Below are 26,709 nucleotides of genomic sequence, written 5' to 3' on the forward strand. Positions count from 1 at the left end.
CAAAAAGGTAGCGTATCATTGTATGATACGCTACCTTTTTTATCCCGCATTAACGGACAGTAAGACTCCCCCCTCGAAACACAGCGAAAGCGAAGAAGTTAGATGAAGGAGCAACTGCCCGTAAAAGCCCCTACTGATTAATGTTTCACTTTATTTTGCTCTTTTTTGCAGTTCGTTTACTGTTACGAACTGATAGCCCTTCTTAGATAAAGAGTCTAAAATACCTTCAATGGTCTGTAAATTTTCATTAGACTCATCATACATAGGGTGCAGTAAAATGATAGAACCTGGTTTTACATTTTTATTAATATATTCAATTTTATCAGCAGCAGATTTATAAAAAGTATCAGGTTCAAGGTCCCATGTAATTGTTTCGATATTGTTTTTATTTAAATAATAGGGCAGACCAATTAGCTTTTTTCCGTTTGGTGGTCTAAAGTCAATTGCGTCTGTAAATCCTGTTTGGCGGATTAATGAATTCGTTTTTTCTATTTCTTCTTTAATATAAGAAGGTGTTTTTAAAACCATTCTGTTATGAGAATATGTATGGTTTCCAACTTGGTGTCCAGATTGTACGATAGCTTCTCCTAACGATAGGTTTTTTTCTAATTCATTTCCGATTAAAAAGAAAGTAGCTTTTGCATTGTATGTATCTAGTAGCGGTAATATTTGTTTTACATTATTCGTAGGGCCATCATCAAAAGTTAAAGCAACCACTTTTTCATTTGTTTCTACTCGGTTTGTTAAATCACCAAATAATTGAAAACTTCTTGCGTTCATTAATTTGTATGTTCCAAATAATGCTACAGTAATAATGAATAATGTAACGATTGTAATGATTATTTTCTTTTTCATAAAGCAACCTCACTATATTTTTGGATTGGACTAAAAAGTATTATATCAAATTAAGTAATTTCACGCTTTAAAAAGGATGTGGATGCAAGGGGAAGAGATTTATCATATAATAAAATGCAAAAGGTATATTAGGAGGTGTTTAAATGGCGATTACAATTCAATTGCCGGACACTGCAGCGTCTCATGCAAAGCCAAGTATGGAAATGGCGATACTTTGCGTGAGGTAGACAAGTAATATACAATCGCCTAAATGAGCTCGTATCATTTTTTATATTTGGCTTTGCACCTTATTGAAATGAACCATAAAAAATAAGGGGCGAGCAGAAATGAAATACGTAAAAGCTAAGGCCGTTTTACCAGAAAGTTTAATTACTGAAATTCAAAAGTATATACAAGGTGAAACAATTTACATTCCAAAACAAGAAACAAAACATTATAAATGGGGTACACGATCTGGAGGAAGAAAACAATTAGATGAAAGAAACAAAGCTATTAAAGAAGCGTTTAAAAGCGGAATTTCCATTCATCAACTTGCAGAAGAGTATTTTCTTTCTGGAGAAACGATTAAAAAGATTGTGTATTCTAAATGAAAACAAAAGAGTCTAGTTCAATTATCATTTTGAACTAGACTCTTTTTGCTTTGCCCGTATTGGATATACGGGGTGTGAATGGGCATGATAATAGAAAAAATGAATCACAATTGTATCGTATAGAAATGTGAATAGAAATAAAAACGTCATATTACATATTACAGAAAGGTGAACGATTATGAATCATCTGGGGCAAATAACGATAGAACTTTTTGTTGGTTTTTTTGTTTTATTAATTGCTACTAAAATATTAGGGAAAACACAAATATCGCAGCTAACACCTTTTGATTTTATTTCCGCCATTGTAATCGGAGAACTAGTTGGAAACACTGTATATGATCCTGAGGTGAGAGTATGGTCTATTTTATACGCTGTTTTTGTATGGGTAATTTTAATTTACGCAATAGAAGTAATAACACAAAAATTTAGAAGGACAAGAAAGTTCTTTGAAGGATACCCTTCTATTATCATTCGTAATGGGCATATTGACAGAGAGCAATTAAAATCAAATCATTTGGATATTAATCAATTACAACAAATGCTTAGGCAACAAAAAGATATTTTTTCAATTCGAGAAGTTGAATATATGATATTGGAACCTAACGGAAATATAAGTGTTCTGAAAAAGAGCAAATATGAATCTCCTACCATAAATGATTTAAGTTTAAAACATAAGCCTGTATACTTACCAATTTCATTAATTAGTGATGGAAAAGTAGTGAAAGATAATTTGAGAGAAGCTGGTTTTGATGAAGGATGGCTGTATAAGCAAATAAAGCAAAGAGGGATTACTAAATTTGAGGATGTATTATATGCTGAATGGAAAACAGACGATGGTTTCTTTTGTCAGGAAATGAAGCGATAGAATATAATCGATGTATGTAATATTCGTTTCTAAGTTATCTTTTACATATCAAAAAGCTGAATCTTTGTATACAATAAAACTAGATCAACAATTTGTATGGAGTGATAAAGATGGAAGCTTTTATTAGAAGTGATCAATATAATTTTATAAAATCACAAGCTTATATTTTAGCAAATGGACACGCAACGGCAAATGATAGAGGTGTCATTCAAGCATTAAAATCATTAGCGATTGAAAAAATAATACATGTATTTGAGGATTTAACGGATGAACAGAAAGAGTTAATTGATATGGTATTAACAGTTCAAAATAGAGAAGATGCAGAATCTTTTTTAACGAAAATAAATCCGTATGTCATTCCGTTTCAGGAAGTTACGGCGCAAACATTAAAAAAATTATTTCCTAAAGCGAAAAAGTTAAAACTGCCTGATATGGAAGAACTGGATATGAAAGAATTATCTTATTTAAGCTGGATTGATAAAGGGTCAAGCAGGAAATTTATTATAGCGAAAAATGATAAAAATAAGTTTGTTGGTCTGCAAGGAACGTTCCAAATTTTAAATAAAAAAAGCATTTGTTCATTATGTCATGGACATGAAGAAGTTGGGATGTTTTTAGTTGAAATTAAAGGCGATGTACCAGGAACTTTCGTAAAAAAAGGAAATTATATTTGCAAAGATGGTGTAGCTTGTAATCAGAACATGAAATCACTTGATAAATTACAGGATTTTATTGAGCGATTAAAGAAATAAAATGGAAGACCTCTAGTACTTAAACTGGAGGTTTTTATTTTTTGAAGAAGTAGATTAAAAATTTAACTGTACTATGATTATTAGAGGATAATTAGTTCAATAGATAAATGGAAATCAAAAACGAAATCTTATAACCGTATCTCCCAATCAGTTTTAGAACGATTATTTGAAAAACTGAACCACTTACATCACAACTTCCATGAAACAAAAACCTATATGTTATTATTTTCCGTAACACTAATGTCATATTATAAGATAAGGTTTTCGAATATTTAATAGGGAGGCGTTTCTATTGAAAATCAGTGAGCTGTCTAAAAAGACAGGTGCAAGTATCCGATCCATAAGGCATTATGAGAAAAAAAATCTAATTACCGCTGTACGCCTTGAAAATGGTTATCGCGAGTTCGATGAATTTGCCATCAAACGTATTCGAATTATTCAACTTTATTTAGGTCTGGGTCTGACATCGGAACAAATTGAGGAAATATTGAAATGCGAGGATAATGGTCCGGAAGACTATGAATTTTGTGAAGAAATGCTGGAAACTTATCAAGTGAAGCTGGATCAAATCAACAGACAAATCAGTGTATTGGACGTTGTAAAGTATCGGTTGGAAAAACAAATCATGCAAATGACGGATAAAAGAAGAATGAGAAATGGAAATTCCCTTAGTTGAAACAACGGAATAATTGAAGATCCCAGTCCGCGACCATGGCGGAATCCGGGATCTCTACAGACGACTATGATGTTATGCAGACGTTTTTTTTAGCAGTTCGGTCAAGCGTGAGAATCCGTCGGTTCCATAGCCCTCGTTGATGGCCTGCTGGGTTACGGCCATTGCAGCACTCAGAACGCTAACGTCGAGGCCGTGGTGTTGAGCAGCATGGATAATGTGTTCCATTCCTGCCGAGGCTGAGATGATATTGGACTTGTCACCAGGGTAGTGACCCGAGTCTACTTCGCTTGCCAAATAAGCCATGATGTCGGGCAAGATGTCTATGATGCCTTGGGCATAGACAGCGAACTCCTTTGCCGGAATATTCTCGGCAGTGGCAAGTGCGAGAGCGTGAGCGTAACCGCTCATGGATGTCCAAAAGAGATCGAGTAGGGCCACATCATATGCCGCTGCCCGGCCAGGATCCGCCCCAAGATAAGAAGTAGTGCCACCTAAGCTTGCCAAGGTCGGTTGGTGGACCTTAAAGATGGATTCTGGTCCACTATACAGGACGGAAGCCGCAGGTGTCCCGATGGTCGGAGTAGGGGTCATAATTGCCCCATCGAGGTAATCGACTCCGTGTTGGGCAGCCCATGTGGCCATTTCACGGGCACGTTTGGGCGAGTCGGCAGTGAGGTTCACCAGTGTCCGTCCCTTCAGGGTATCTCCCGCGGGGCCAAGGATTTCATGGACGACATTATAGTCCAGAACACAAATGATCACCAGGGGGCTTGCAGAGACCGCGCCGGTGACTGAATTTGAAAGGGTCGCCCCCTGAGAAATAAGGTAATCGGCTTTTTCGGCGGTTCGGTTCCATAATGTCGTAGGGTGCCCGTTCATCAGGAATGCACCAGCTAGCGCCTGGCCCATCGGACCTAAGCCGATAACTGTAACAGGTGAACGGTGCGGGTTCTCCATCACAGATACATCTGTATCTGATACTTGACTGATATTTTGTTTTTTCTCACTTTGGTCATTTTTCTTCAATGAAAATGCCTCCTTTCAGATGTTCAAACTTAATTCTAAAGTATGACACCAGTGTCATAGTCAACAAAAATATTTTGGTTATAATATTTCAACAAACCAGTTATAAGTAATCTATTATTCCATTAAAGGGCGAGATTGCGGAAAAAGTAGTGAAAAGTGATACATATTATCCATGACTAATATGTATCACTCTTTATTATTTATGGTTTTTTACGATTTAGGTCTTGATAATGAAATAAAGTTTGATAAAAGATATATTTTGAAACAGTTGCTTATTTTGAAGGAGGTAAATATGAATTGCATTTCACCGAAAGAAGAAATGTTAAAAGCGAAACGGTGGTCTAAAGATATGATAGCAGCGGGTCGTGGTCATACCGTTGCTCTGAAATCAGATGGCACGGTAGTAGCAGTGGGGCGAGATAAAGAAGGAGAATGCAATGTAAGTGGCTGGTATGATATTGAAGCCGTCGCAGCGGGCAATGTTCACATGGCGACGAACACCGGTAATGCTCATACAATAGCTCTGAAATGTGATAATACTGTGGAAGCGACGGGGTGGAATAAGCATGATCAATGTGATGTGAACGACTGGCATAATATTGTATCGGTTGCAGCGGGGTGGCGTCGTACTATTGGCCTTAAACCGGATGGAACGGTAATAGCGGTGGGACGAAATAAAGAAGGAGAATGTAATATAAGCAGCTGGAGAGATATTGTGGCGGCTGCGCTGGGTGACTGGCATACAGTTGGTCTTAAATTGGATGGAACGGTGACGGCAGTAGGGAATAATCGATATGGGCAATGCAATGTAAGCAAATGGAGTGGTATTGTGGCGTTGGCAGCTGGTTATCTTCATACTGTTGGTTTGAAATCGGATGGCAAAGTGATGGTAGTAGGGAATAATAAACATGGTCAATGTGATGTAAGCAGCTGGAAAGATATTGTGGCAGTAGCGGCAGGGAGTAATCATACAATAGCTCTGAAATTAGACGGTACTGTAGTGGCAGTAGGTTCGAATGGGTATGGTCAATGTAATGTAAGCGATTGGAAAGATATTGTAGCGATAGCGGCGGGGTGTGTACATACAGTCGGCCTGAAATCAGACGGCACGGTGGTAGCGGGAGGTGATAATACATATGGTCAATGCGACGTAAGTAGCTGGCGTAATATCCGATTGCCTAGCAAATGGTTAATTTACAATAAATCACTATTAATATTATTCTATTTTAGGAATAATTATGGAATAGGATATGTAGATAAGAATCCCTTTTAAAAAGAGGTTCTTATTTCTTTCCGTAAAATGAGTGTCTAAATGGAATTTTTTAAAGCTACAGTAGACGATATAATTTATAAAAAAACATAGGAGAGGTGAAGAATTGTTTAAAAAACTTTTATTTTCTTTACCAGATATTTTACTTGTGTGCATTGTTTTCTACATAACATATACAAAATCTTTTAGTTTTGGACAGACGTTAGTAATTTCAATTGCAATCGGAATCATTGGTGGCCTTGTTATAAGAATTTGTAAGGATGTATTCACGTATATAAGATGGACAATGAAACAGAGGAAATCTTGAATAGGTTGTATCGCTATTAGGAGGAGATGAAATGACTAAGAAAAAGAGTAGAGTGAAAAATGAAATATTACTTTGGACATTAACAGCGGTTGTTCTCATCATTGTATGGTACTTTTTTCAAAGATAAAAACGCATCGCACTTTGAAAAGAGAGCACGATGCGTTTTTATTATTTTTTTTGCCAATTTTCTTTTATAAAGTCTTCACGGCCAGATTCTTTTTGCTCAGTAGCATATTTCTCTGGGTTCTTTTTATAGAAATGTTGATGGTATTCTTCAGCCTCATAAAAAGGTGCAGCCGGGCGAATTTCAGTTACAATTGGCTCTTTAAACATACCGCTTTCTGCAAGTGCTTGTTTTGATTTTTCAGCAAGCTCTTTTTGTATTTCAGTATGATAAAAAATAGCAGTGCGATAAGATGGGCCACGGTCAAAGAATTGTCCGCCATCATCAGTTGGATCGATTTGGGGCCAATATAAATCTAGTAATTTTTCATATGGAAAAATAGAAGGATCGAATGTAATTTGTACAACTTCTAAATGACCAGATGTACCAGTTTTTACTTGTTCATATGTTGGGTTTTCTACATGACCACCTGCATAGCCAGAAAGTACTTTATGAATACCAGGAAGTTCATCAAATGGCTTTACCATGCACCAAAAGCAACCGCCTGCGAAGGTTGCGAGTTCGTATGTTTTTTCGGACATTGCTGTAATCCTCCTAAATATATATGTTTTATATAGTATTATATAAATTGTTTTATTGCGCAATAAAAAAGATTTGAAAATATATGCTTTTTTATAAACAAGATCCTCCGCTAACATCAATTAATTGTCCAGTAACCCAGCGGCTGTCTGGTGAAGCGAGAAATGCCGCGGTATCGGCAATGTCTTCTACTTCACCTAAGCGATTGAAGGCAGAAATAGTAGTGGCATACTGTTTCATCATTGGATCGCTCAAGAGTTCCGCATTCATATCTGTTTTAATAAATCCTGGAAGTATTGCATTCACAGTTATTCCTCGTGCTCCGAGCTGTTTTGCAAGCGTGAAAGTCATTGTATTAATAGCACCTTTCGTCATACTATATGCAACGAAATCAGGTAAAGAAATGCGTGTGGCGGCGGATGAAATATTAATAATTCGGCTATTGTCACGTAAACGAGATAGAGCTTGTTGGATGATAAAGAATGGTGCTTTTGCATTTACTGAAACCATTCTATCAAAAAATTGTTCAGTCGTTTCTTCAATAAAAGCACCAGGACCAATTCCAGCGTTGTTTATTAAAATATCAAATTTAGTACCACCGGTTCTTTTTTGTAATTCGTTATCTAAAGAACTATAAAGGGCTTCTACACCATGTAAAGATTCAAGGTTTGCACCGATGGAAAAAGCTGATCCGCCATTTGACTGGATTTCATAAACGGTTTCTTCAGCATCTTCTTTTCGATTCCCGTAATGAATAGCAACTAATGCACCGTCGTTTGCTAAACGTTTTGCAATAGCACGTCCAATTCCTCGGCTCGCTCCTGTAACTAATGCCACTTTTCCTTTTAACATAGTTTTTTCATCTCCCCATAAAATTTTATATGTTATTAAGTTATTTTTCTTTATGTAGTAATGCGAACATACTTAAGTAATATATGAGTATGTGTAAGAAATTCATTCCGATTTTGTTTTGAGAAAAATAAATAGACCTCTCTTAAATTGATTGAATTTTATTTTTTTTGGAAAAACATGTTGACAATGAAAAGAACAACGTCCTATAATACGTTTAACAAATGAAAGTGAATTAAGAATTTTCTAACTTTATATGTTGCATATGCAAAGAAGAGGAAAGTAGATGGTTATGATCGTTTCAGAGAGCTGCTCCTAGGCTGTGAGAGTAGTAACAATCGAATCATTGAAGATCACCTCGGAGCATCGCTTGCGAAAGGGAAACTGAGTAGAGAGCGACGGCATCGTCTCCGATAAAAGGACGGGGGTCTAATTGGACCTACAGAGCTTATATTTCGTGAGAAGTATAAGGAAGCTGAGTGGTAACGCGAAACTCTCGCCTCAGCAATCAAAGCTACTAAATTGTAGTAGTTGATTGCTGAGGCGAGAGTTTTTATTTTAAAAAATAGAATAAGAGAATGCGTAGAAGAGGAGAGTAAATGATAAAAGTTGTTTCAGAGAGCTACCCAGATGCTGTGAGGGTGGTAACAATTTCATCATTGAAGATCACCTCGGAGTACTACTTTTGAAAACTAGTAAAAAGTAGCGGAGTTGTTTCCGATAGAAAAACAAAAGTCTAATTGGACTTGCAGAGCTTATATTTCGTGAGAAGTGTAAGGAAGCTGAGTGGTACCACGATTCCCTCGTCTCAGCAATGGATTGCTACAAGTATGTATGTAATCGATTGTTGAGACGAGTATATTTTTAAGGTTTATATACTGAATATTCTGTTAAAAATACTCATCTCAGCAATCGATATAGAAATAGATTGCAAAATAGAGAGAAAAAAAGAGGAGCGATGTGAGATGGGAAATCAGTACATTTATATGAATGGGGAATTTGTAGAAAAAGAAAAGGCAGTTGTTTCAGTATATGATCACGGTTTTTTATACGGAGACGGTGTATTTGAAGGAATTCGTAGTTATGGTGGAAATGTATTTTGTTTAAAGGAACATGTAAAACGATTATATGAATCGGCAAAATCTATTTTACTTACAATCCCGTTGACGATTGAAGAAATGGAGGAAGCAGTTTTACAAACATTGCAAAAAAACGAGTATGCGGATGCCTACATTCGGTTAATTGTTTCAAGAGGAAAGGGTGACTTAGGACTCGATCCGAGAAGTTGTGTGAAACCGAGCGTTATTATCATTGCAGAACAATTAAAGTTATTCCCACAGGAATTTTACGATAATGGATTAAGCGTTGTATCTGTTGCATCAAGACGTAACACGCCAGATGCATTAGACCCACGCATTAAGTCAATGAACTACTTAAATAACGTACTTGTAAAAATTGAAGCGGCGCAAGCAGGAGTGCTAGAGGCACTTATGTTAAATCAACAAGGATATGTTTGTGAAGGATCTGGAGATAATGTTTTCGTTGTGAAAGATGGAAAGGTGTTAACACCTCCTTCTTATTTAGGAGCGCTAGAAGGTATTACGAGAAATAGTGTTATCGAGCTATGTGAGCGACTTCATATTCCATGTGAGGAAAGGCCATTTACTCGTCATGACGTATATGTAGCAGATGAAGTGTTTTTAACGGGAACGGCAGCAGAATTAATTCCAGTTGTAAAAGTTGATTCAAGAGAAATTGGGGATGGGAAACCAGGAAGGTTAACGAAACAATTGACAGAGGAATTTAAAAAATTAACGAGAGAAAGAGGAATACGTGTTCCAGGATTGGCGGAAAGCTTACTGTAGGTAGGGAGGGGAGTTAATTAAAATGGAGCAGCATACAACATGTGAGAAATTGCAGTGTGAAGAAGTAACAGGTGCCGGACACGTTATTCAATGTTTGAAAAAATTAGGCGTAACGACTGTTTTCGGTTATCCGGGCGGAGCGATTTTGCCAGTATATGATGCGTTATACGGAAGTGGTTTGAAGCACGTTTTAACTCGTCATGAACAAGCTGCCATTCATGCAGCAGAAGGATATGCGAGAGCTTCTGGAAAGGTCGGGGTAGTCTTTGCTACCTCTGGCCCAGGGGCGACGAATTTAGTTACGGGTTTAGCGGATGCTTATATGGATTCGATTCCTTTAGTTGTCATTACAGGGCAAGTTGCAAAACCTCTCATCGGAAAAGACGGATTTCAAGAAGCAGATGTTGTCGGGATTACAGTACCTGTTACGAAGCATAATTACCAAGTTCGTGATGTGAATCATTTATCGCGCATTGTACAAGAAGCTTTTTACATCGCCGAAAGCGGGCGGCCGGGACCGGTATTAATTGATATTCCAAAAGATATTCAAAATGAAAATGTAACAAGTTTTTATAATGAAGTGATTGAGATTCCAGGATATAAATTAGATCCTATGCCAGACAGTATGAAGCTGAAAGAGGTAGCTAAAGCCATTTCAGAAGCAAAACGCCCACTTCTTTATATCGGAGGAGGGATCATTCATTCGGGTGGTTCTGATGAACTCATCAAATTTGCGAGGGAGAATCGTATTCCTGTCGTTTCCACTTTAATGGGACTGGGTGCGTATCCGCCAGGAGATTCGTTATTTTTAGGAATGCTCGGCATGCATGGAACGTACGCTGCAAATATGGCAGTAACAGAATGTGATTTACTACTTGCTTTAGGTGTTCGCTTCGATGATCGTGTAACAGGAAAATTAGAACTTTTTTCTCCGCATTCGAAAAAGGTACATATTGATATAGATCCTTCGGAGTTTCATAAAAATGTAACTGTGGAATATCCGATTGTTGGAGATGTGAAAAAAGCGTTACACATGCTGTTACATATACCGATTTGTACACAGACAGATAAATGGCTTACGAAAATCGAGAAATGGAAAGAGGAATACCCTCTTTCCTACAACCAAAAAGAAAGTGAGTTAAAACCACAGCATGTTATTAGTCTAGTAAGTAAATTAACGAACGGTGAAGCGATTGTTACGACAGAAGTAGGGCAGCATCAAATGTGGGTTGCGCATTTTTATAAAGCGAAAAATCCACGGACTTTTCTCACATCTGGCGGACTAGGAACGATGGGGTTTGGTTTCCCGGCGGCAATTGGTGCTCAGCTTGCGAAAGAGGAAGAACTCGTCATTTGTATTGCAGGCGATGCTTCTTTTCAAATGAACATTCAAGAACTACAAACAGTTGCTGAAAATAATATTCCTGTAAAAGTATTTATTATAAATAACAAATTTTTAGGGATGGTAAGGCAATGGCAAGAGATGTTTTATGAAAATCGTTTATCAGAGTCGAAAATTGGATCGCCAGATTTTGTGAAAGTGGCAGAAGCTTATGGAGTGGAGGGATTAAGGGCGACAAATTCAACAGAGGCGAAACAAATGATGTTAGAAGCATTTGCTCATGAAGGTCCTGTCGTAGTTGATTTTTGTGTAGAAGAAGGTGAAAACGTATTTCCGATGGTTCCGCCAAACAAAGGGAATAACGAAATGATTATGAAGAGGTGGGAAGAATGAGTCATACTTTTTCGCTCGTTATTCATAACGAGCCAAGCGTCTTATTACGTATAAGTGGAATTTTTGCTCGGCGTGGCTATTATATTTCTTCTTTATATTTAAACGAAAGAGATACTAGTGGCGTTTCTGAAATGAAACTCACAGCAGTTTGTACTGAAAATGAAGCGACATTACTTGTTAGTCAGTTGAAAAAATTAATTGATGTACTGCAAGTAAATAAATTATAAGGAGTGTATCGAATATGAAAACGTATTATGAAAAAGATGCAAATGTAGAGTTATTACAAGGGAAAACAGTTGCGGTAATTGGCTATGGATCTCAAGGTCATGCGCAGGCGCAAAATTTACGTGATTCTGGTGTAGAAGTTGTAGTAGGTGTTCGACATGGTAAGTCTTTTGAAGTAGCAAAAGCAGATGGGTTTGAAGTAATGTCTGTTTCAGAAGCGGTTCGAACCGCGCAAGTCGTACAAATGTTATTGCCAGATGAACAGCAAGCACATGTGTATAAAACAGAAGTAGAAGAGAATCTCCGTGAAGGGCAAATGTTACTTTTCTCACATGGATTTAATATTCACTTCGGACAAATTAACCCGCCAAGTTACGTAGATGTAGCAATGGTAGCGCCAAAAAGTCCAGGTCATCTCGTTCGCCGTGTATTCCAAGAAGGGAATGGTGTTCCGGCGTTAGTCGCAGTACATCAAGATGCAACAGGCACCGCATTACATGTAGCACTTGCGTATGCAAAAGGTGTAGGGTGTACACGTGCAGGTGTAATTGAAACGACATTCCAAGAAGAAACAGAGACGGATTTATTCGGAGAGCAAGTGGTACTTTGCGGCGGGGTAACTGCACTTGTGAAAGCTGGTTTTGAAACATTAACAGAGGGCGGATATCGTCCTGAAATTGCATACTTCGAATGTTTACATGAATTAAAGTTAATTGTTGATTTAATGTACGAAGGCGGTTTAACGAACATGCGCCATTCTATTTCAGATACGGCTGAGTTCGGAGATTATGTAACAGGATCGAGAATCGTTACAGATGAAACGAAGAAAGAAATGAAACGAGTACTTACAGAAATTCAGCAAGGTGAATTCGCGAAGAAATGGATTTTAGAAAACCAAGCTGGGCGTCCAACATATAATGCGATGAAAAAAGCAGAGCAAAATCATCAGTTAGAAAAAGTAGGGGAAGAACTTCGTGAAATGATGAGCTGGATTCATGCACCGAAAGAATTAGTAAAGAAATAGTGTAAGCGATTGTAAGTGAAAAATACGTAAGAGGGGATTTGACAAGATGAGAAGTGACATGATTAAAAAAGGTTTTGATAAAGCGCCGCACCGTAGTTTATTAAAAGCAACTGGTTTGAAAGATGAAGATTTTGATAAACCGTTTATAGCTATCTGTAATTCTTTTATTGAAATTATTCCAGGTCATAAGCACTTAAATGAGTTTGGAAAACTTGTTAAAGAAGCAGTGCGTGCAGCAGGTATGGTTCCATTTGAATTTAATACAATTGGAGTAGATGACGGTATTGCGATGGGGCATATCGGTATGCGTTATTCGCTTCCGAGTCGTGAAATTATTGCAGATTCAGTAGAAACGGTTGTAAATGCACATTGGTTTGATGGCATGATTTGTATTCCAAACTGTGACAAAATTACACCCGGTATGATGATGGCTGCACTTCGTATTAACATTCCAACTGTTTTTGTTTCAGGTGGTCCGATGGCGGCTGGAAAAACGTCAAAAGGAGACGTTGTTGATTTAAGTTCTGTTTTCGAAGGAGTAGGAGCTTATCAATCTGGCAAAATTTCAGAAGAAGAATTAAAGGATATTGAAGATCATGGCTGTCCATCTTGTGGTTCTTGTTCTGGTATGTTTACAGCGAATTCTATGAACTGTTTATGTGAAGTGTTAGGTTTAGCTCTTCCTGGTAACGGTAGTATTTTAGCTATTGATCCAAGACGTGAAGAATTAATTAAACAAGCAGCAGAGAAATTAAAGATTTTAATTGAAAGAGATATTAAACCGAGGGACATTGTAACGGAAGAAGCAATTGATGATGCGTTCGCGCTTGATATGGCAATGGGCGGTTCAACAAATACAGTGTTGCATACATTAGCACTCGCTCATGAGGCAGGACTAGATTATGATATGAGCCGTATTGACGCAGTTTCAAGACGTGTACCACATTTATGTAAAGTAAGCCCTGCTTCCAATTGGCATATGGAAGATATTGATCGAGCAGGCGGGATTAGTGCAATTTTGAAAGAGATGAGCCGAAAAGAGGGAGTACTTCATTTAGATCGTATTACTGCTACTGGGCAAACATTAAGAGAAAACATTGCTCATGCAGAGATTAAAGATAAGGAAGTAATTCATTCTCTCGAAAACCCTCATAGTGAAGAAGGGGGATTACGTATATTAAAAGGAAACCTTGCGAAAGATGGGGCAGTTATTAAAAGCGGGGCAACTGAAGTAAAACGATTTGAAGGACCTTGCGTTATTTTTAATTCACAAGATGAGGCGCTTGCGGGCATCATGCTTGGGAAAGTGAAGAAAGGCGATGTAGTTGTTATTCGCTATGAAGGACCAAGAGGCGGCCCTGGTATGCCAGAGATGTTAGCACCAACCTCAGCGATTGCCGGTATGGGATTAGGTGCAGATGTTGCGCTATTAACGGATGGTCGTTTCTCGGGTGCTTCACGTGGTATTTCAGTAGGGCATATTTCGCCAGAAGCAGCTGCGGGCGGAACGATTGCACTTCTGGAACAAGGGGATATCGTTTGCATCGATGTTGAGGAAAGATTGTTGGAGGTAAGAGTTAGTGATGAAGAATTAGATAAGCGTAAAAAAGAGTGGAAACGACCAGAACCGAAAGTGAAAACTGGCTGGCTTGGACGTTATGCGCAGATGGTAACATCGGCGAATACAGGTGCAGTTCTAAAAATCCCGGATTTTGATTGAGCCAATTAAAAAGAGATAAGGATGATATGAAATGGTGCAAAAGGTAAAGGAGAGAGTGAAAATTGAAGATATCTTAATGGCACATAATTGCATGAAAGATATCGTTATTAAAACACCGTTACAACGTGATACAGTTCTATCTGAGAAATATGATTGTGACGTTTATGTAAAACGAGAAGACTTACAATTGATTCGCTCTTTCAAAATTCGTGGTGCGTACAATTTAATTCAAGGTTTATCAAAAGAACAATTACAAAACGGTGTTGTTTGTGCAAGTGCTGGTAATCATGCGCAAGGAGTTGCTTATACGTGTAATTTATTGAAGATTCCGTCAAAAATTTTCATGCCAACAACGACACCGAAACAAAAAGTATCGCAAGTACAATTTTTCGGTGGTGATTTTGCAGAAATTGTATTAGTTGGTGATACATTTGATAGCTCTTTCCAAGAAGCACAGCGCTATTGTGAAGAAAATAGAATGACGTTTGTTCATCCGTTTGATGATCCGTATGTAGTTGCTGGTCAAGGAACAGTGGCAGTTGAAATTATGCATGATATGGAGAAACCAGTGGATTATATCTTTACAGCAATTGGCGGTGGTGGATTAGCATCAGGTGTTGGTACATATGTAAAAGGTGTTAGTCCTGCTACAAAAGTCATTGGTGTAGAGCCAATGGGAGCTGCATCTATGAAAGAGGCTTTTCTTCAAAATGAAAATGTCGCGTTAGAGAAAATAGATAGTTTCGTTGATGGAGCAGCTGTCAAAAAAGTAGGGAAGTTAACATTTGAAACGTGTAAAGATGTAATTGATGACATTGTTTTAGTACCAGAGGGGAAGGTTTGTACGACGATTTTAGAACTATATAAGAAAAATGCAATTGTAGCTGAACCGGCGGGTGCACTATCTATTGCAGCGCTTGATTTATATAGAGATGAAATAAAAGGTAAAACAGTTGTATGTACGCTAAGTGGTGGAAATAACGATATTGATAGAATGCAAGAGATGAAAGAACGTTCGCTCATTTACGAAGGATTAAAGCATTATTTTATCATTGAATTTCCGCAACGTTCCGGTGCGCTAAGAGAATTTCTCGATAAAGGATTGGGACCAGAAGATGATATTACGCGCTTTGAGTATATTAAGAAACATAATAAGGAAAATGGTCCAGCACTAGTCGGCGTAGAATTAAAACATAAAGAGGACTATGAGCAATTAATTACTCGTTTTAAAGAAAATAATATTCAATTTATGGAGCTTAATAAAAACCCTATTTTGTTTGATTTGCTTATTTAATAGAAGGAAAGAGTTAGCATCCAAATAAAAAAGATAGATACAAGCAAGGGAAATGCTGCTTGTTCTATCTTTTTTATAGTTAAACTAAATATTTTCCATATTCAAGAAGGATAAAGCTAGTTAACCAAAAGAGTATCGCAATACGAATGATTACATACATAGTAAATTCAAAGGTAGTAAGTTTTCGTTCTCGTTTTATTCTTTTTAGAAGTCTAACAGAGAAAATTGAACATAAAAGTAGAACGGCTATAGATATTTTATAAATATTCTCTAACAAACTTACATTTTCTAATAAGTCTTTCAGCATGTTCATCACCTATTCTGTAAAGTATGTTACAGAGAAATCAATCTTGTTCTATCTAGCTTCGTTTATTTTTTATGTTCCCTGCATCATCAATTTCTACATCAGTTGAAATTGTTTGTAAATATTGTAGAGCTTTTCTCTTTTCCTCCTCATTGACAGGGGAAATTTGGTTGTTACGAATGATGTAAGGATTGAATGACATTTGGACATCCTTTCCTTTAAAAGTTAAAGTTAATACGCCAGTTTCGGCGCTTTTCCCACTCACATAACTTGGGAATAAAAAGTTTCCTAATGAGTAAGCGATAGGAACTTTATTATAATACTCAAATCCTTGAAGCCAATGCGGGTGACTTCCGACAATCGCGTCAGCTCCTGCTTCAACCATTTTAGGAACATATTGTTTTTGGTATTCTACCGGACGATTTGATTTTTCAACTCCCCAGTGCATATAGACAATTAAATAGTCTGCATCTTTCTTTTGCTCTTTAATTGTTTTTGTTACGAGATTTAAATCATATCCGTTCGCAACACCAGGTTTATTGTCACCAGCTACCCAATTCGTATCAGGCATAAATCGAACGAAGGAAAGAAATTTGAACTTTTTCCCTTTTACAGTCATTTCTCGTGCTGTATATGCATCTTTTGCATTTTTTCCGGCTCCAATGTAAGGGAACTTTAATTTTTCTACATGAGAAATCGTGTCTAATAATCCATCTTGCCCATAATCAAGTGTATGGTTATTCCCGATATTTACAATGTCATATCCAGTATTTTTTATCGCTTGAAGCGAGGATGGATCACTTTTAATCCAAAATAATTGTCCAGGAGCTTTCTTTTCTTTCGTTGTAAATGCTGACTCTAAATTAACGAAAGAAATATCAGCTTTTGTTATTTCTTCTTTTACATGTTGGAATGGATAATCAGCCCCGTTTTTTTCGATTACAGGACGTAATTGCCAATCGAACATTGTATCACCAGAGAAAGTGAGTGTGATTTCAGGATTTTCTATTTTCTTTTCATTTGTTGAAGCGGTTTTACTAGATTTGTTTTGCAAATTGGGTTTGTCTTTCGCCTTTGAAGTAAAAGAGTAGTTAATTAATACAACGATTGGTGTAATGCAAAAGGCTATTAACAGAAATCGTTTTAGTAAAGTTTTCATAAATACCTTCCCTTTTGAATTTATACCGCAATTTGTAGGCAATAAAACTCACGTTAATTAAAGTTTCACATTATGTATAACTACAAAAAATTGCGGTTTATGTTGTGAAAAACATTTGTTAATATTCTCAATATTAAGTTAACATATAGATAACCTGTAAATCAATGAATAAACCAAAATGTAGAAATAAAGAATTCGAAGGGTGAAGAATGAGAAATGGTTATATTAGGAGCAGTTGTAAATGGGGTTTGTATAATACTTGGTACTTTACTAGGTAAATTATTTAGTAGGATTCCAGAAAGTATGAAGGGAACAATTATGCATGCAATCGGTTTAGCGGTTACTGTACTTGGACTTCAAATGGCATTGAAAAGTGAAAATTTTCTTGTTGTCATATTAAGTTTAGTGATTGGTACCGTCATCGGGGAATGGCTACAATTAGAGGGAAAGTTAAAACAGTTAGGAGATTGGCTAGAAAATAAAGTTGGATCGAAAGGGAGCATATCAGAAGGTTTTGTAACAGCTACTTTAATATTTGCAATTGGTGCGATGGGCATACTTGGTGCACTCGACAGTGGGATTCGCGGAAATCACGATATTTTATTTACAAAGGCAATTATCGATGGATTTATTTCTATTATATTAACGACAACTCTAGGAATTGGTGTAGTATTTTCGGCGATTCCAGTTATTTTATACGAAGGAGGTGTTGCGGTTTTTGCAACACAAATTAATAGTTTGGTCCCGAAAGAATTAATGAATCAATTTATAGTAGAAATGACAGCTACAGGTGGTATTATGATAGCTGCTATTGGATTGAACTTACTTAGTATTATTAAAATTAAAGTGGCAAATTTACTGCCAGGTATATTGGTAGTTGGAATAATCGTTTCACTTATTTATGGTTACGGTTTAATAGTAAAGTAGTAGGGGATGGAGATACATATGGAGGAATTTCAATTTACAAAACGTGTTTATAACATATTGAAGATTGCGGCAAAAGAGGCGGGAAATAATATCATTCAACCAGTTCATCTGTTTATAGGGATGTGTAAAGAGGGTACTGGAGTTTGCAACGAGTTGTATATGTATTTGTTTCGTCACATTGGTGCGGACTTTTTAGAAAAGCTTTCAATACGAAAAGAGTACGATTTAACGGATCAAGGGTATAAAGAAATAGGACAATATAAGTTATCTTATAAGGTGTTAGAAATTTTACAAATAGCCAAGAAACGTATGGAACGTTTTCAGCAAGTAATAATGAATGAAGGACATGTTATGTATGCACTATTTCGCGCGGATACGTTTATTGAAAATGCACAAATACAAAAAGGTATATTACATATTATAGCTGAACCAAGAGATTTAGCGGTTGATCTAAAATGTTTTGTTCCTACTTATAATGATTTAACTTGTACTGTTAGAAAGGCTAACCTTTCTGATTTTGAAAAATTAGCAAGTTTTGTTGAAGCAGAGTTTGGTGAACGTTGGTTACGTTCAATAGAATATGGATTTCGTACATATAAAGAAAACTTACCTATTTATATAGCAGAACAAGAAGAAGTGATAGTAGGTTTCGCTTGCTATGATGTAGTGAGAGGAAAGAAAGGATTGTTTGGTCCAATGGGCACAGCGAAACAAAATCGTGTGAAAGGTGTAGGGAAGCAATTGTTACATCGTTGTTTACATAGTATGAAGCAAGATGGATATGAATACGCAATTATTGGACAAGCGGGTCCGGTTGAGTTTTATGAGCGATGTTGTAATGCGCGTTTAATACCAATAATGGACAACTAACCAACTTCATTTAAGTGGAGTTGGTTTTATTATGAAAACAATGTGGAAATGTAGTGATTTTTACTAGAAAATAGCGGGTTTTGTAGTAAATCTTACAAATAAAGCAAATTACTAAACTTTTTACAAGAAAGGGTGTAGAATGGGTATCTAAAGAAAGAAGGTGTGAAAATGGCCAGCTGGAAACGAAATTTAATGATTTGTTGGCTAGGTTGTTTTACCACTGCAGCCGGTATGAGTTTAGTAATTCCTTTTTTATCTTTTTATATTGAGGAATTGGGAGTAACTGGCACTTCAAGTATTGCACAGTGGTCGGGACTTGCATTTGGTATTACATTTTTAATGGGTGCGATCGTATCACCAATATGGGGAAAACTTGGTGATATACATGGACGGCAATTGATGCTGATTCGTGCGAGCCTTGGTATGGCGATTATTATGACGCTTATGGGATTTGTAACGGATGTGTATCAACTAGTCGCACTAAGATTTTTAATGGGAGCAGTATCTGGTTTCCTTTCAACGGCGATGACATTTATTGCGGCAGAAACTCCGAAAGAGCATTCAGGCTGGGCAATTTCTACAATTTCAACTGGTGGAGTGAGCGGTTCTTTACTTGGTCCATTACTTGGAGGATATTTGTCTGAGTTAATTGGAATGCGCCATGTTTTTCTTGTTACAGGAGCTTTTTTATTCCTTTCTTTTCTCATCGTTTTTTTCTTCCTACATGAAGAGAATCACTCCGCTCAAGCAAAAAAAGTACAACCGAAAAAAGTATGGACGATGGTTCCAGCGAAGCATTTAATTATTAGTTTGTTTGTAACAACATTTATTATTCAACTTGCTAATATGTCCGTTCAACCAATTGTTACATTATACGTAAAAAATTTAGTAGGTCCTCATACTGCACATATTGAAACAATTGCGGGTGCAGTGATGTCAGCGACAGGGTTAGCAGTTATTTTGGCAGCACCAAGACTGGGACGATTATCAGATCAAATTGGTCCTCAAAAAACATTAGTTGTAGCGTTGTTTGCTGCAGGAATTATTTTTATCCCGCAAGCATTTGTAACCTCAGCTTGGCAACTATTAATTCTTCGATTTTTATTAGGTATCGCACAAGCAGGATTATTACCTTCCGTACAAACTCTACTAAAACAACATACACCAACCCATGTAACGGGACGAGTATTTGGGTATAATCAATCGTTTCAGTTTTTAGGAAATATGATTGGACCAGTACTTGGTGGACAAATTGCAGCGCATGCAGGCTTCCAATATGTTTTCTTCTCTACATCATCACTATTATTTATTGCGTGCATTTGGGTTTATTTTCATAATAAGAACGAAGAGGTATCAGAGAAACGACATTTGGAAGTTAGTTAACTAGGTGAATAAAAAAAGAAAAGGATGAAGCAATGATTGCTTCATCCTTTTCTTTAAAATTGGAGACAAAGATAACTTAACGTACCAAGCTCATAACTGCGGTGAATGACTTCACCGTTATTTTCACCACTTCCCATAGCGATAAATAAAGGAACAAAATGCTCTGCTCTTGGTACAGCTAATTGAGCATGAGGGGCATTTGTCTCCCAATGAAATAATGCATCTTTATCAGTAGTCTGCATATGTTTTATAATCCAATCATCAAATTCAATTGCCCATTGTTCGGGTGTACTTTGATTCCATTTCAGTGCTCGTAAGTTATGAACGGTAACACCGCTCCCGATTACTAAAATATCTTCTTGTCCAAGTCCTTTTAATGCTTCTCCAATCTTAAATTGCTCTTTTGCAGGAAGGAATGGATTGACTGATATTTGTACGACAGGAATATTTGCTTTTGGATACATACGGTGCAAGAGTGTCCATGAGCCATGATCTAAACCTCTCGTCATATTATGATGGACCGGAATACCTTTGTTTTTAAATTTTGTTTCTAACATGGATGCAATGTTAGAAGAGCCTTTCGCACGATATTTGATTTCGTATAACTCAGGGGGAAAACCTCCAAAATCATAAATTGTTTCATATTCGTTATCTGATGAAGAAATCGTTAGTACTTCGCTTTCCCAGTGAGCGGTGAAAATAACAATTGCTTTCGGTTTATATGTTTCTCCAAGCGCTTTTAAAAACCTTGTATATTCTGTATCTTGAATAGCGAGCATCGGTGAACCGTGTGCTAAAAATAATGATGGCATCATAATAGAAACCTCCCAAAAATATAATAATTACTTTATGTAAGTAACTATATAATTTTATTTAAAGTTCGTCAACATAATAGTTATTGAGCTAATTGGAAAAGTGAGTCATTTGTCATAATGAAGGCAATTGCATATAATACATAATAAGAATAATGAATGGATATTCATTTTTTGAGATACATAATAGAGTTGGGAGCTGACGAAATGAACGTACAGGAAAGTTTCGTTACGGCAATGGATGAATCGGAAATTTATTTACGTAAGTGGTTACCAGAAGGTGAACCGAAAGGGATTATTCAAATTGCACATGGTATGACAGAACATGCAGGTGTTTATACAGACTTTATTGATGCGTTATTAGAAGCGGGCTATGGTGTTTATGCGCATGATCATAAAGGTCATGGGAAAACGGTGAAAAGAGAAGAAGATTATGGTCATTTTAAACCCAATGTAGGTTGGAATGAGGCTGTGTCTGATGTGATTTTTGTATCTGAAACGATAAGAAAAGAGCAGACATGCCCGTTATTTTTACTTGGACATAGTATGGGTTCTTTTTTATCAAGGCGTGCTGTACAACTGAAGGGTGAATTGTATGATGGATTTCTTATTTCAGGAACTGGTGGAAATCCAGGGCTTTTAGGAAGTATCGGTCATAAAGTAGCGACAATTGAGATGAAATTACGCGGGGAAAAAACGAAAAGTCCGATGCTAAACTTTTTATCTTTCGGAAACTTCAATTCACACTTTAAACCAAATCGTACAAAATTTGATTGGTTATCTTCAGATAATAATCAAGTAGATAAATATATTGCGGATCCATTATGTGGATTCATTTGTACGACTAGTTTTTATCGAGAATTATTTTCTGGTGTATTAGAAGTAAATAAACTAGAAGAGTTCAAGAAAACACCGCAAAACCTTCCAATACATATTTTTTCAGGGGATCGTGATCCTGTTGGGGATATGGGGAAAGGTGTAAAGGAAGTATATGAGAATTATAAAAAATGTGGCGTGAAAGATGTAACACTGCGTTTATATGAAAATGGAAGACATGAAATGTTCCATGAAGTAAATCGAGATGAAGTATTTCAAGATTTGATTTCTTGGTTAGATGGACATATTGTATGAGCAGAAACCTCACTTTTTGAAGTGAGGTTTCTTTAAGGATATGGAGGAATAGTTATGAGTGAATTTGTAAGTAAAGAATATGTAGAAATAGATTTTCAAGATGTTTTGATTAAAGAAGAGGAATTGAAGAATTGTACTTTCATAAAATGTCGTTTTAGAGGGATAGATGCATCGGAAGTTTCTACTGAAAATTGTAATTTCATCGAATGTGATTTTACCGGTGCTCTTTTTAACGCTTCTATCCATCAAGGAACTACATTTGCAAATTGTAAGTTTGTTGGTGCGAATCTATTCGTATCGAAGTTTGAAGAATGTAAAATGACTGGCTCTGATTTTGAAGAGGCGAATTTAGACGGAATAACTATCATATCGGGTGATTGGTCATACACGAATTTAAGGTTCGCGAACTTAAGTAAACAAATGTTAAAAGGTATACGTTTAATTGAAGCTGATTTATATGAATGTAATTTAGAAAAAGCAGATTTACGTGAATCGGATTTAACCGGTGCACAATTAGGTAAGGCGAAACTTAGCGGTGCAAATTTAAAAGGAGCGATAGTTGATAGAATTGACTTTACAAGTTTCGATTTAAAAAATGTAAAATTAGATATAGCACAGGCAGTTGCAGTAGCAAGGTGTTATGGGGCTAAGGTGAACTAAATTGTTTGAAAAACCGTTCAAAATGCTGAACGGTTTTTCAAATCATAATAGGTTTAAAAATTATTTTCTATATAAGAAGCGATTTCATTAGCAAGAGTCGATGTTAATAGTGTTGATACATTGCTTAAAATGATGATTGTAGCCTCTTTGTCAATTAATCGTAAATAGGAGGACGTAAAGCCGTTAATTCCTCCGTGATGAAATATAAGTTTATTATTTTTTTCAGGTATAGCAATATTCCAAGCGTAACCATATCCGTAAGATTCTGCAGTAAGCATACGAGACGTCATCCTACTTGATAAGAAGCGATTTTCTTTTAGCGCCTTATCAAATCTATATAAATCTTCGGCTGTAGAAACTAATCCACCGGCTGAATATGAATTAGACATATGAATAAATGATGCGTTCTGTAGGCCGTGATTTGGATGTAACTCATAGCCAGTTGCTTTATGTTTTTGAATAGTGTGATTCAAATCAATACTTGTGTTCATTATAGAGATTGGATAGAAAATTTTATTTTTAAGAAATTCCTCATAAGACATTCCACTTATAACTTCAATAATTTTTCCTAATATAATATACCCCGAATTTGAATAATTGAATTTTTCACCAGGGCTAGATTCAAAGGGGCATGCAATAATCCATTGTATTAATCCATCTGGTGTTCGAGGCTGTAAAGATTGTAATAAAAAGTCATGTTGAGCAGTAATGTTACCGACACCAGCAGTATGATTTAGTAAATGCTTGATCATAATTTGATTTCCTTTTGGGAAATCGGGAATGAATTGATCTAAAGTATCATGTAGCTGTAATTTTTCCTCTTCCACAAGCATTAAAATTGAAACTGCTGTGAAGATTTTAGTTATTGATCCGATACGAAACTTCGTTGTAGATGTATTAGGTATGTCCCAATTATAATTAGCTTTTCCAAATGACTGCTTATAAAGAGCCTCTTCTTTATGGGCTATTAAAATTGTTCCGTTAAATTTTTCATTATTTTTATATAAAAATGAATTAATATATGAGTTTAACAAATTTCAGGCACTCCTTTAAATTTTGGAATATTCGTTACCTGAAATGGAATCCAACGGCATAGGCAATTCCCCCTAAATGAAATGTTTTTATATTACTTTTTTATTTTATAATGCAAGTAATATAAGAAGCAGGTTGATTTAAAGTTTATAAAAATAAAGGGTTTTTTATTGCTCGGGGCAATACTTTAGTAGTTCATATTTTGATGGTGGAGAGAAACAATTATGGAAGTAAGAAAATAGATAGTAATTGAAGCTAGTGAATTAAGTGAACTTGCACTACATGTAAAAGCAACAGTTGTCCGTTCATAATAGTAGTATAATAGTAAATGAGGTGTTCATACTATGGAAGATAAAACGTTAGGTATACTACTAGATGTTGTTGGGGAATTATTTTCAGATGAAATATCAATCGCCGTTTCGAATACGGAAGAATATATTTACTATCGGCCAAGTAAACGAATTGATTTAAAGATTAGTGCCGGGGATCCTATTAAGGAAGGGACGATTGCTCATAAAGCAATGGTAACGAAGCAAAAAGCCTCTGAGTTTATTAACCGAGATGTTTTCGGTATTCCTTATCATGGAATGGCCGTACCATTTTCAAATAATGGAAAGATTGAAGGTTGCGTGACGGCAATTTATCCCGCTTTAACGGATGGGAAGTCAGTCGTTACTTTAAAAACAACAGACGGATGGGTTCCGGTTCCTTTCTCAAAGGTGATGTATTTAGAGGCTAAAGATAAAAAGACGTATGTGAATTCAGAAGAGTTAACAGGAACACATAAGTACTCTCTACAAGAATTTGAATACTTACTTCCGAAAGATTCGTTTATTAGATGCCACCGTTCCTTTATAGTAAATGTGAATCATATTAAGGCGATTTATCCTGATACCCACTCTACTTTTTTACTTTCAATGGATAACGGAGAGAGGGTACCAGTGAGTCAATCATATGCTAGCTATTTTCGTAAGCTTCTAGGATTCTAAAATGTTCTGCTTTAGAACCTAGATTTGCTGTTTTATCTGAATTTTCGGCATTGTATACAAAAATCCCTATTTTGATAGTGTTAATGTGTAAAATAATTATGAATATTCATTGGGAGAGGGAGTACATATGGAGAATAATTTAGATAGAATTAGGGATCAACGATTAAAAGATCGAGTAGTGACACCTGAAGAGGCAGCTTCATGGATTGAAAGTGGAATGACATTAGGTTTAAGTGGATTTACACGTGCTGGGGATGTAAAAGCAGTCCCATTTGCGCTGGTGAACCGAGTAAAGAATGATAAATCTTTTAAAGTAAATGTTTATACAGGGGCTTCATTAGGTTCGGATGTAGATAAATTATTTGCTGAGGCAGGAATTTTAGGGAAAAGATTGCCTTTCCAAGCCGATGCGACTATGCGAAAAGGAATTAATAACGGAGACTTTTTATTTGTAGATCAGCACTTATCTCATACAGCAGAATTACTTCGTGCTGACGTTATGGATATAGATTTCGCTATCTTGGAAGCGGTTGCGATTACTGAAGACGGAATGATTATTCCAACGACTTCAATTGGTAATTCATTAGCATTTTCCTTGAATGCTAAGTCCATTATTATTGAAATGAATATGGCCCAATCCGCGCAACTAGAGGGGCTGCATGATTTATATGAACCAGGTAAACAAGGGGAAAGGCTTCCAATTCCGATTGTGAAAACGGATGATCGAATTGGAACGATTGGCATTCCGATTGATGTTGAAAAAGTGAAGGGGATTGTATTTACAAACCAATTAGATTCGCCATCAACAATTGTCCCTCCAGATGAAGAAACTGTTATTATGGCACAGCATTTAATAGAGTTCCTTCGAAAAGAAGTCGAAGTAGGCCGATTAACAAATCGTTTAGCGCCGCTACAATCGGGAATTGGTTCAGTTGCCAATGCAGTTCTTCATGGAATGTTAGATTCTGAGTTTGAAGATTTAGAAGTATATTCTGAGGTTTTACAGGATGCGGTCTTTGATCTTATGGATGCTGGGAAAGTCAATTTTGCTTCCTGCTGCTCGATCACGCTTTCTGAAGAGAAAATGCAAAAAGTATTTTCTAACTTTGAAAAATATCGTGATAAATTAATGATGCGCCCACAAGAAATTTCTAATCACCCTGAAATTATTCGCCGCCTTGGATTAATTTCCATTAATACGGCTTTAGAATTAGATATATACGGAAATGTTAACTCTACTCACGTTTTAGGTACAAAAATGATGAATGGTATTGGTGGTTCTGGTGATTTTGCAAGAAATGCACGTCTAGCTATCTTTGTTACGAAATCGATTGCGAAAGGTGGTAACATTTCAAGTATCGTTCCTTTCGTATCTCATGTAGACCATACGGAACATGATGTAGATGTTATCGTCACTGAACAAGGGTATGTTGATCTAAGAGGACTGGCGCCAAGAGAAAGAGTGGAATTAATTATAGAGAATTGCGCACATCCAATGTATCGTGATCAGCTAAGAGCTTATTACGAAGAAGCTAAAACGAGAGGTGGACAAACCCCTCATGTTTTAGAAAAAGCTTTTTCTTGGCATACGAATTATGCTAAAAATGGAATAATGCTTGAAGAAGTAGTAGAAACTGTTTAGAAGTGTAAAAATGATTCTTAATATAATATGCCATAAAGGTTAAA

Annotated in this window: 26 protein-coding genes, 1 pseudogene and 2 other annotated features; of the genes and pseudogenes, 19 read left to right on the plus strand and 8 right to left on the minus strand. The window is 36.4% G+C overall.

Annotated features, from left to right (window positions below; genetic code table 11):
- Positions 1 to 150: 150 nt before the first annotated feature.
- Positions 151 to 855: a polysaccharide deacetylase family protein gene (locus AAG068_RS08975; RefSeq protein WP_342718994.1), complete on the minus strand. Its 705-nt coding sequence runs from the start codon at positions 853 to 855 to the stop codon at positions 151 to 153.
- Between the two features lie 326 nt (positions 856 to 1,181).
- Here AAG068_RS08975 and AAG068_RS08980 point away from each other — a divergent pair, with 326 nt between their 5' ends.
- The 4 genes from AAG068_RS08980 to AAG068_RS08995 all read left to right on the plus strand — a co-directional run bounded on the left by AAG068_RS08980 (position 1,182) and on the right by AAG068_RS08995 (position 3,738).
- On the plus strand, positions 1,182 to 1,445 hold the full coding sequence (locus tag AAG068_RS08980) for a CD3324 family protein (protein ID WP_342718995.1): 264 nt from the start codon (positions 1,182 to 1,184) through the stop codon (positions 1,443 to 1,445).
- A gap of 178 nt (positions 1,446 to 1,623) precedes the next feature.
- Positions 1,624 to 2,310: a DUF421 domain-containing protein gene (locus AAG068_RS08985; protein ID WP_088092037.1), complete on the plus strand. Its 687-nt coding sequence runs from the start codon at positions 1,624 to 1,626 to the stop codon at positions 2,308 to 2,310.
- A 110-nt stretch (positions 2,311 to 2,420) separates the two neighbouring features.
- Entirely contained in the window at positions 2,421 to 3,062 is a 642-nt protein-coding gene (locus tag AAG068_RS08990; protein ID WP_342718996.1) for a FusB/FusC family EF-G-binding protein, read from the plus strand.
- 292 nt (positions 3,063 to 3,354) lie between these two features.
- Positions 3,355 to 3,738, plus strand: coding sequence for a MerR family transcriptional regulator (locus AAG068_RS08995; RefSeq protein ID WP_342718997.1), 384 nt, complete (start codon positions 3,355 to 3,357; stop codon positions 3,736 to 3,738).
- A gap of 72 nt (positions 3,739 to 3,810) precedes the next feature.
- On the opposite strand, the gene AAG068_RS09000 is transcribed toward AAG068_RS08995, so the two are convergent.
- Positions 3,811 to 4,695 (minus strand): NAD(P)-dependent oxidoreductase, encoded by an 885-nt coding sequence (locus AAG068_RS09000; RefSeq protein ID WP_342719725.1) that lies wholly within the window; start codon positions 4,693 to 4,695, stop codon positions 3,811 to 3,813.
- Positions 4,696 to 5,056: 361 nt separating this feature from the next.
- Here AAG068_RS09000 and AAG068_RS09005 point away from each other — a divergent pair.
- A pseudogene (locus tag AAG068_RS09005) lies at positions 5,057 to 5,950 on the plus strand (RCC1 domain-containing protein); the annotation flags it as partial.
- Between the two features lie 190 nt (positions 5,951 to 6,140).
- Positions 6,141 to 6,341: a hypothetical protein gene (locus AAG068_RS09010; RefSeq protein ID WP_078439579.1), complete on the plus strand. Its 201-nt coding sequence runs from the start codon at positions 6,141 to 6,143 to the stop codon at positions 6,339 to 6,341.
- Positions 6,342 to 6,509: 168 nt separating this feature from the next.
- On the opposite strand, the gene msrA is transcribed toward AAG068_RS09010, so the two are convergent.
- Both msrA and AAG068_RS09020 read right to left on the minus strand, forming a co-directional pair.
- Complete coding sequence (msrA, locus tag AAG068_RS09015) at positions 6,510 to 7,046, minus strand: peptide-methionine (S)-S-oxide reductase MsrA (RefSeq protein WP_342718998.1); 537 nt, start codon at positions 7,044 to 7,046, stop codon at positions 6,510 to 6,512.
- A gap of 91 nt (positions 7,047 to 7,137) precedes the next feature.
- Positions 7,138 to 7,896, minus strand: coding sequence for an SDR family oxidoreductase (locus tag AAG068_RS09020; RefSeq protein WP_342718999.1), 759 nt, complete (start codon positions 7,894 to 7,896; stop codon positions 7,138 to 7,140).
- A 258-nt stretch (positions 7,897 to 8,154) separates the two neighbouring features.
- Positions 8,155 to 8,400 (plus strand) — a binding site (T-box leader).
- A 67-nt stretch (positions 8,401 to 8,467) separates the two neighbouring features.
- Positions 8,468 to 8,707: a binding site (T-box leader), on the plus strand.
- A gap of 151 nt (positions 8,708 to 8,858) precedes the next feature.
- On the opposite strand from AAG068_RS09020, the gene ilvE reads away from it, so the two are divergent.
- From ilvE to ilvA, 6 genes are read left to right on the plus strand one after another with little or no spacing between them, the layout of a single operon-like run.
- Positions 8,859 to 9,758 carry a branched-chain-amino-acid transaminase gene (ilvE, locus tag AAG068_RS09025; protein WP_342719000.1) on the plus strand — a complete coding sequence of 300 codons (900 nt, stop codon included), beginning with the start codon at positions 8,859 to 8,861 and terminating at the stop codon, positions 9,756 to 9,758.
- Positions 9,759 to 9,780: 22 nt separating this feature from the next.
- On the plus strand, positions 9,781 to 11,493 hold the full coding sequence (gene ilvB, locus AAG068_RS09030; RefSeq protein ID WP_342719001.1) for an acetolactate synthase large subunit: 1,713 nt from the start codon (positions 9,781 to 9,783) through the stop codon (positions 11,491 to 11,493).
- On the plus strand, positions 11,490 to 11,720 hold the full coding sequence (locus AAG068_RS09035; RefSeq protein ID WP_342719002.1) for an ACT domain-containing protein: 231 nt from the start codon (positions 11,490 to 11,492) through the stop codon (positions 11,718 to 11,720). Before ilvB ends, AAG068_RS09035 begins: the two co-directional genes overlap by 4 nt.
- Positions 11,721 to 11,734: 14 nt before the next feature.
- The gene (gene ilvC / locus AAG068_RS09040) at positions 11,735 to 12,742 is read left to right on the plus strand and encodes a ketol-acid reductoisomerase (RefSeq protein WP_342719003.1); all 1,008 of its coding nucleotides are present in this window, start codon (positions 11,735 to 11,737) and stop codon (positions 12,740 to 12,742) included.
- A gap of 46 nt (positions 12,743 to 12,788) precedes the next feature.
- Complete coding sequence (gene ilvD / locus AAG068_RS09045) at positions 12,789 to 14,462, plus strand: dihydroxy-acid dehydratase (RefSeq protein ID WP_342719004.1); 1,674 nt, start codon at positions 12,789 to 12,791, stop codon at positions 14,460 to 14,462.
- A gap of 31 nt (positions 14,463 to 14,493) precedes the next feature.
- On the plus strand, positions 14,494 to 15,756 hold the full coding sequence (gene ilvA / locus AAG068_RS09050) for a threonine ammonia-lyase IlvA (protein WP_342719005.1): 1,263 nt from the start codon (positions 14,494 to 14,496) through the stop codon (positions 15,754 to 15,756).
- Between the two features lie 79 nt (positions 15,757 to 15,835).
- Here the strand turns inward: ilvA and AAG068_RS09055 are convergent, their stop codons facing one another.
- Both AAG068_RS09055 and AAG068_RS09060 read right to left on the minus strand, forming a co-directional pair.
- Positions 15,836 to 16,063, minus strand: coding sequence for a hypothetical protein (locus tag AAG068_RS09055; RefSeq protein WP_342719006.1), 228 nt, complete (start codon positions 16,061 to 16,063; stop codon positions 15,836 to 15,838).
- Positions 16,064 to 16,115: 52 nt separating this feature from the next.
- The gene (locus AAG068_RS09060; protein WP_342719007.1) at positions 16,116 to 17,219 is read right to left on the minus strand and encodes a CapA family protein; all 1,104 of its coding nucleotides are present in this window, start codon (positions 17,217 to 17,219) and stop codon (positions 16,116 to 16,118) included.
- A 216-nt stretch (positions 17,220 to 17,435) separates the two neighbouring features.
- Between AAG068_RS09060 and AAG068_RS09065 the strand changes: the two genes are divergently transcribed.
- The 3 genes from AAG068_RS09065 to AAG068_RS09075 all read left to right on the plus strand — a co-directional run bounded on the left by AAG068_RS09065 (position 17,436) and on the right by AAG068_RS09075 (position 20,399).
- Complete coding sequence (locus tag AAG068_RS09065; RefSeq protein WP_342719008.1) at positions 17,436 to 18,146, plus strand: DUF554 domain-containing protein; 711 nt, start codon at positions 17,436 to 17,438, stop codon at positions 18,144 to 18,146.
- 18 nt (positions 18,147 to 18,164) lie between these two features.
- Positions 18,165 to 19,016, plus strand: a complete 852-nt coding sequence (locus AAG068_RS09070; protein WP_342719009.1) for a GNAT family N-acetyltransferase — start codon at positions 18,165 to 18,167, stop codon at positions 19,014 to 19,016.
- A 168-nt stretch (positions 19,017 to 19,184) separates the two neighbouring features.
- Positions 19,185 to 20,399 carry a multidrug efflux MFS transporter gene (locus AAG068_RS09075; protein WP_342719010.1) on the plus strand — a complete coding sequence of 405 codons (1,215 nt, stop codon included), beginning with the start codon at positions 19,185 to 19,187 and terminating at the stop codon, positions 20,397 to 20,399.
- A 53-nt stretch (positions 20,400 to 20,452) separates the two neighbouring features.
- Here the strand turns inward: AAG068_RS09075 and AAG068_RS09080 are convergent, their stop codons facing one another.
- Positions 20,453 to 21,214 (minus strand): DODA-type extradiol aromatic ring-opening family dioxygenase, encoded by a 762-nt coding sequence (locus AAG068_RS09080; protein ID WP_342719011.1) that lies wholly within the window; start codon positions 21,212 to 21,214, stop codon positions 20,453 to 20,455.
- Between the two features lie 204 nt (positions 21,215 to 21,418).
- Between AAG068_RS09080 and AAG068_RS09085 the strand changes: the two genes are divergently transcribed.
- Positions 21,419 to 22,342, plus strand: a complete 924-nt coding sequence (locus AAG068_RS09085) for an alpha/beta hydrolase (protein WP_342719012.1) — start codon at positions 21,419 to 21,421, stop codon at positions 22,340 to 22,342.
- A gap of 54 nt (positions 22,343 to 22,396) precedes the next feature.
- Positions 22,397 to 23,002, plus strand: coding sequence for a pentapeptide repeat-containing protein (locus AAG068_RS09090; protein ID WP_342719013.1), 606 nt, complete (start codon positions 22,397 to 22,399; stop codon positions 23,000 to 23,002).
- A 53-nt stretch (positions 23,003 to 23,055) separates the two neighbouring features.
- Here the strand turns inward: AAG068_RS09090 and AAG068_RS09095 are convergent, their stop codons facing one another.
- Positions 23,056 to 24,036 carry a serine hydrolase domain-containing protein gene (locus AAG068_RS09095; protein WP_342719014.1) on the minus strand — a complete coding sequence of 327 codons (981 nt, stop codon included), beginning with the start codon at positions 24,034 to 24,036 and terminating at the stop codon, positions 23,056 to 23,058.
- 342 nt (positions 24,037 to 24,378) lie between these two features.
- Between AAG068_RS09095 and AAG068_RS09100 the strand changes: the two genes are divergently transcribed.
- Both AAG068_RS09100 and AAG068_RS09105 read left to right on the plus strand, forming a co-directional pair.
- A complete protein-coding gene (locus AAG068_RS09100; RefSeq protein ID WP_342719015.1) occupies positions 24,379 to 25,023 on the plus strand; it encodes a LytTR family DNA-binding domain-containing protein in 645 nt (214 codons plus the stop codon).
- 127 nt (positions 25,024 to 25,150) lie between these two features.
- Entirely contained in the window at positions 25,151 to 26,665 is a 1,515-nt protein-coding gene (locus AAG068_RS09105) for an acetyl-CoA hydrolase/transferase family protein (RefSeq protein ID WP_342719016.1), read from the plus strand.
- Positions 26,666 to 26,709 lie beyond the last annotated feature (44 nt).

The sequence above is a fragment of the Bacillus paramycoides genome (genome assembly GCF_038971285.1).
Lineage (GTDB): Bacteria > Bacillota > Bacilli > Bacillales > Bacillaceae_G > Bacillus_A.

Excerpts from the sequence above, each read along its gene's own strand:
- AAG068_RS09000 (WP_342719725.1), bottom strand. The coding sequence starts at position 4,695 with ATGGAGAACCCGCACCGTTCACCTGTTACAGTTATCGGCTTAGGTCCG.
- AAG068_RS08975 (WP_342718994.1), bottom strand. The coding sequence starts at position 855 with ATGAAAAAGAAAATAATCATTACAATCGTTACATTATTCATTATTACT.
- AAG068_RS08990 (WP_342718996.1), top strand. The coding sequence starts at position 2,421 with ATGGAAGCTTTTATTAGAAGTGATCAATATAATTTTATAAAATCACAA.
- ilvE (WP_342719000.1), top strand. The coding sequence starts at position 8,859 with ATGGGAAATCAGTACATTTATATGAATGGGGAATTTGTAGAAAAAGAA.
- AAG068_RS09075 (WP_342719010.1), top strand. The coding sequence starts at position 19,185 with ATGGCCAGCTGGAAACGAAATTTAATGATTTGTTGGCTAGGTTGTTTT.
- AAG068_RS09100 (WP_342719015.1), top strand. The coding sequence starts at position 24,379 with ATGGAAGATAAAACGTTAGGTATACTACTAGATGTTGTTGGGGAATTA.
- AAG068_RS09080 (WP_342719011.1), bottom strand. The coding sequence starts at position 21,214 with ATGATGCCATCATTATTTTTAGCACACGGTTCACCGATGCTCGCTATT.
- AAG068_RS09090 (WP_342719013.1), top strand. The coding sequence starts at position 22,397 with ATGAGTGAATTTGTAAGTAAAGAATATGTAGAAATAGATTTTCAAGAT.
- AAG068_RS09055 (WP_342719006.1), bottom strand. The coding sequence starts at position 16,063 with ATGCTGAAAGACTTATTAGAAAATGTAAGTTTGTTAGAGAATATTTAT.
- AAG068_RS09105 (WP_342719016.1), top strand. The coding sequence starts at position 25,151 with ATGGAGAATAATTTAGATAGAATTAGGGATCAACGATTAAAAGATCGA.
- AAG068_RS09020 (WP_342718999.1), bottom strand. The coding sequence starts at position 7,896 with ATGTTAAAAGGAAAAGTGGCATTAGTTACAGGAGCGAGCCGAGGAATT.
- AAG068_RS09065 (WP_342719008.1), top strand. The coding sequence starts at position 17,436 with ATGGTTATATTAGGAGCAGTTGTAAATGGGGTTTGTATAATACTTGGT.
- ilvD (WP_342719004.1), top strand. The coding sequence starts at position 12,789 with ATGAGAAGTGACATGATTAAAAAAGGTTTTGATAAAGCGCCGCACCGT.
- msrA (WP_342718998.1), bottom strand. The coding sequence starts at position 7,046 with ATGTCCGAAAAAACATACGAACTCGCAACCTTCGCAGGCGGTTGCTTT.
- ilvC (WP_342719003.1), top strand. The coding sequence starts at position 11,735 with ATGAAAACGTATTATGAAAAAGATGCAAATGTAGAGTTATTACAAGGG.
- AAG068_RS08985 (WP_088092037.1), top strand. The coding sequence starts at position 1,624 with ATGAATCATCTGGGGCAAATAACGATAGAACTTTTTGTTGGTTTTTTT.
- AAG068_RS09060 (WP_342719007.1), bottom strand. The coding sequence starts at position 17,219 with ATGAAAACTTTACTAAAACGATTTCTGTTAATAGCCTTTTGCATTACA.
- AAG068_RS09085 (WP_342719012.1), top strand. The coding sequence starts at position 21,419 with ATGAACGTACAGGAAAGTTTCGTTACGGCAATGGATGAATCGGAAATT.
- ilvA (WP_342719005.1), top strand. The coding sequence starts at position 14,494 with ATGGTGCAAAAGGTAAAGGAGAGAGTGAAAATTGAAGATATCTTAATG.
- AAG068_RS09070 (WP_342719009.1), top strand. The coding sequence starts at position 18,165 with ATGGAGGAATTTCAATTTACAAAACGTGTTTATAACATATTGAAGATT.
- AAG068_RS09035 (WP_342719002.1), top strand. The coding sequence starts at position 11,490 with ATGAGTCATACTTTTTCGCTCGTTATTCATAACGAGCCAAGCGTCTTA.
- ilvB (WP_342719001.1), top strand. The coding sequence starts at position 9,781 with ATGGAGCAGCATACAACATGTGAGAAATTGCAGTGTGAAGAAGTAACA.
- AAG068_RS08980 (WP_342718995.1), top strand. The coding sequence starts at position 1,182 with ATGAAATACGTAAAAGCTAAGGCCGTTTTACCAGAAAGTTTAATTACT.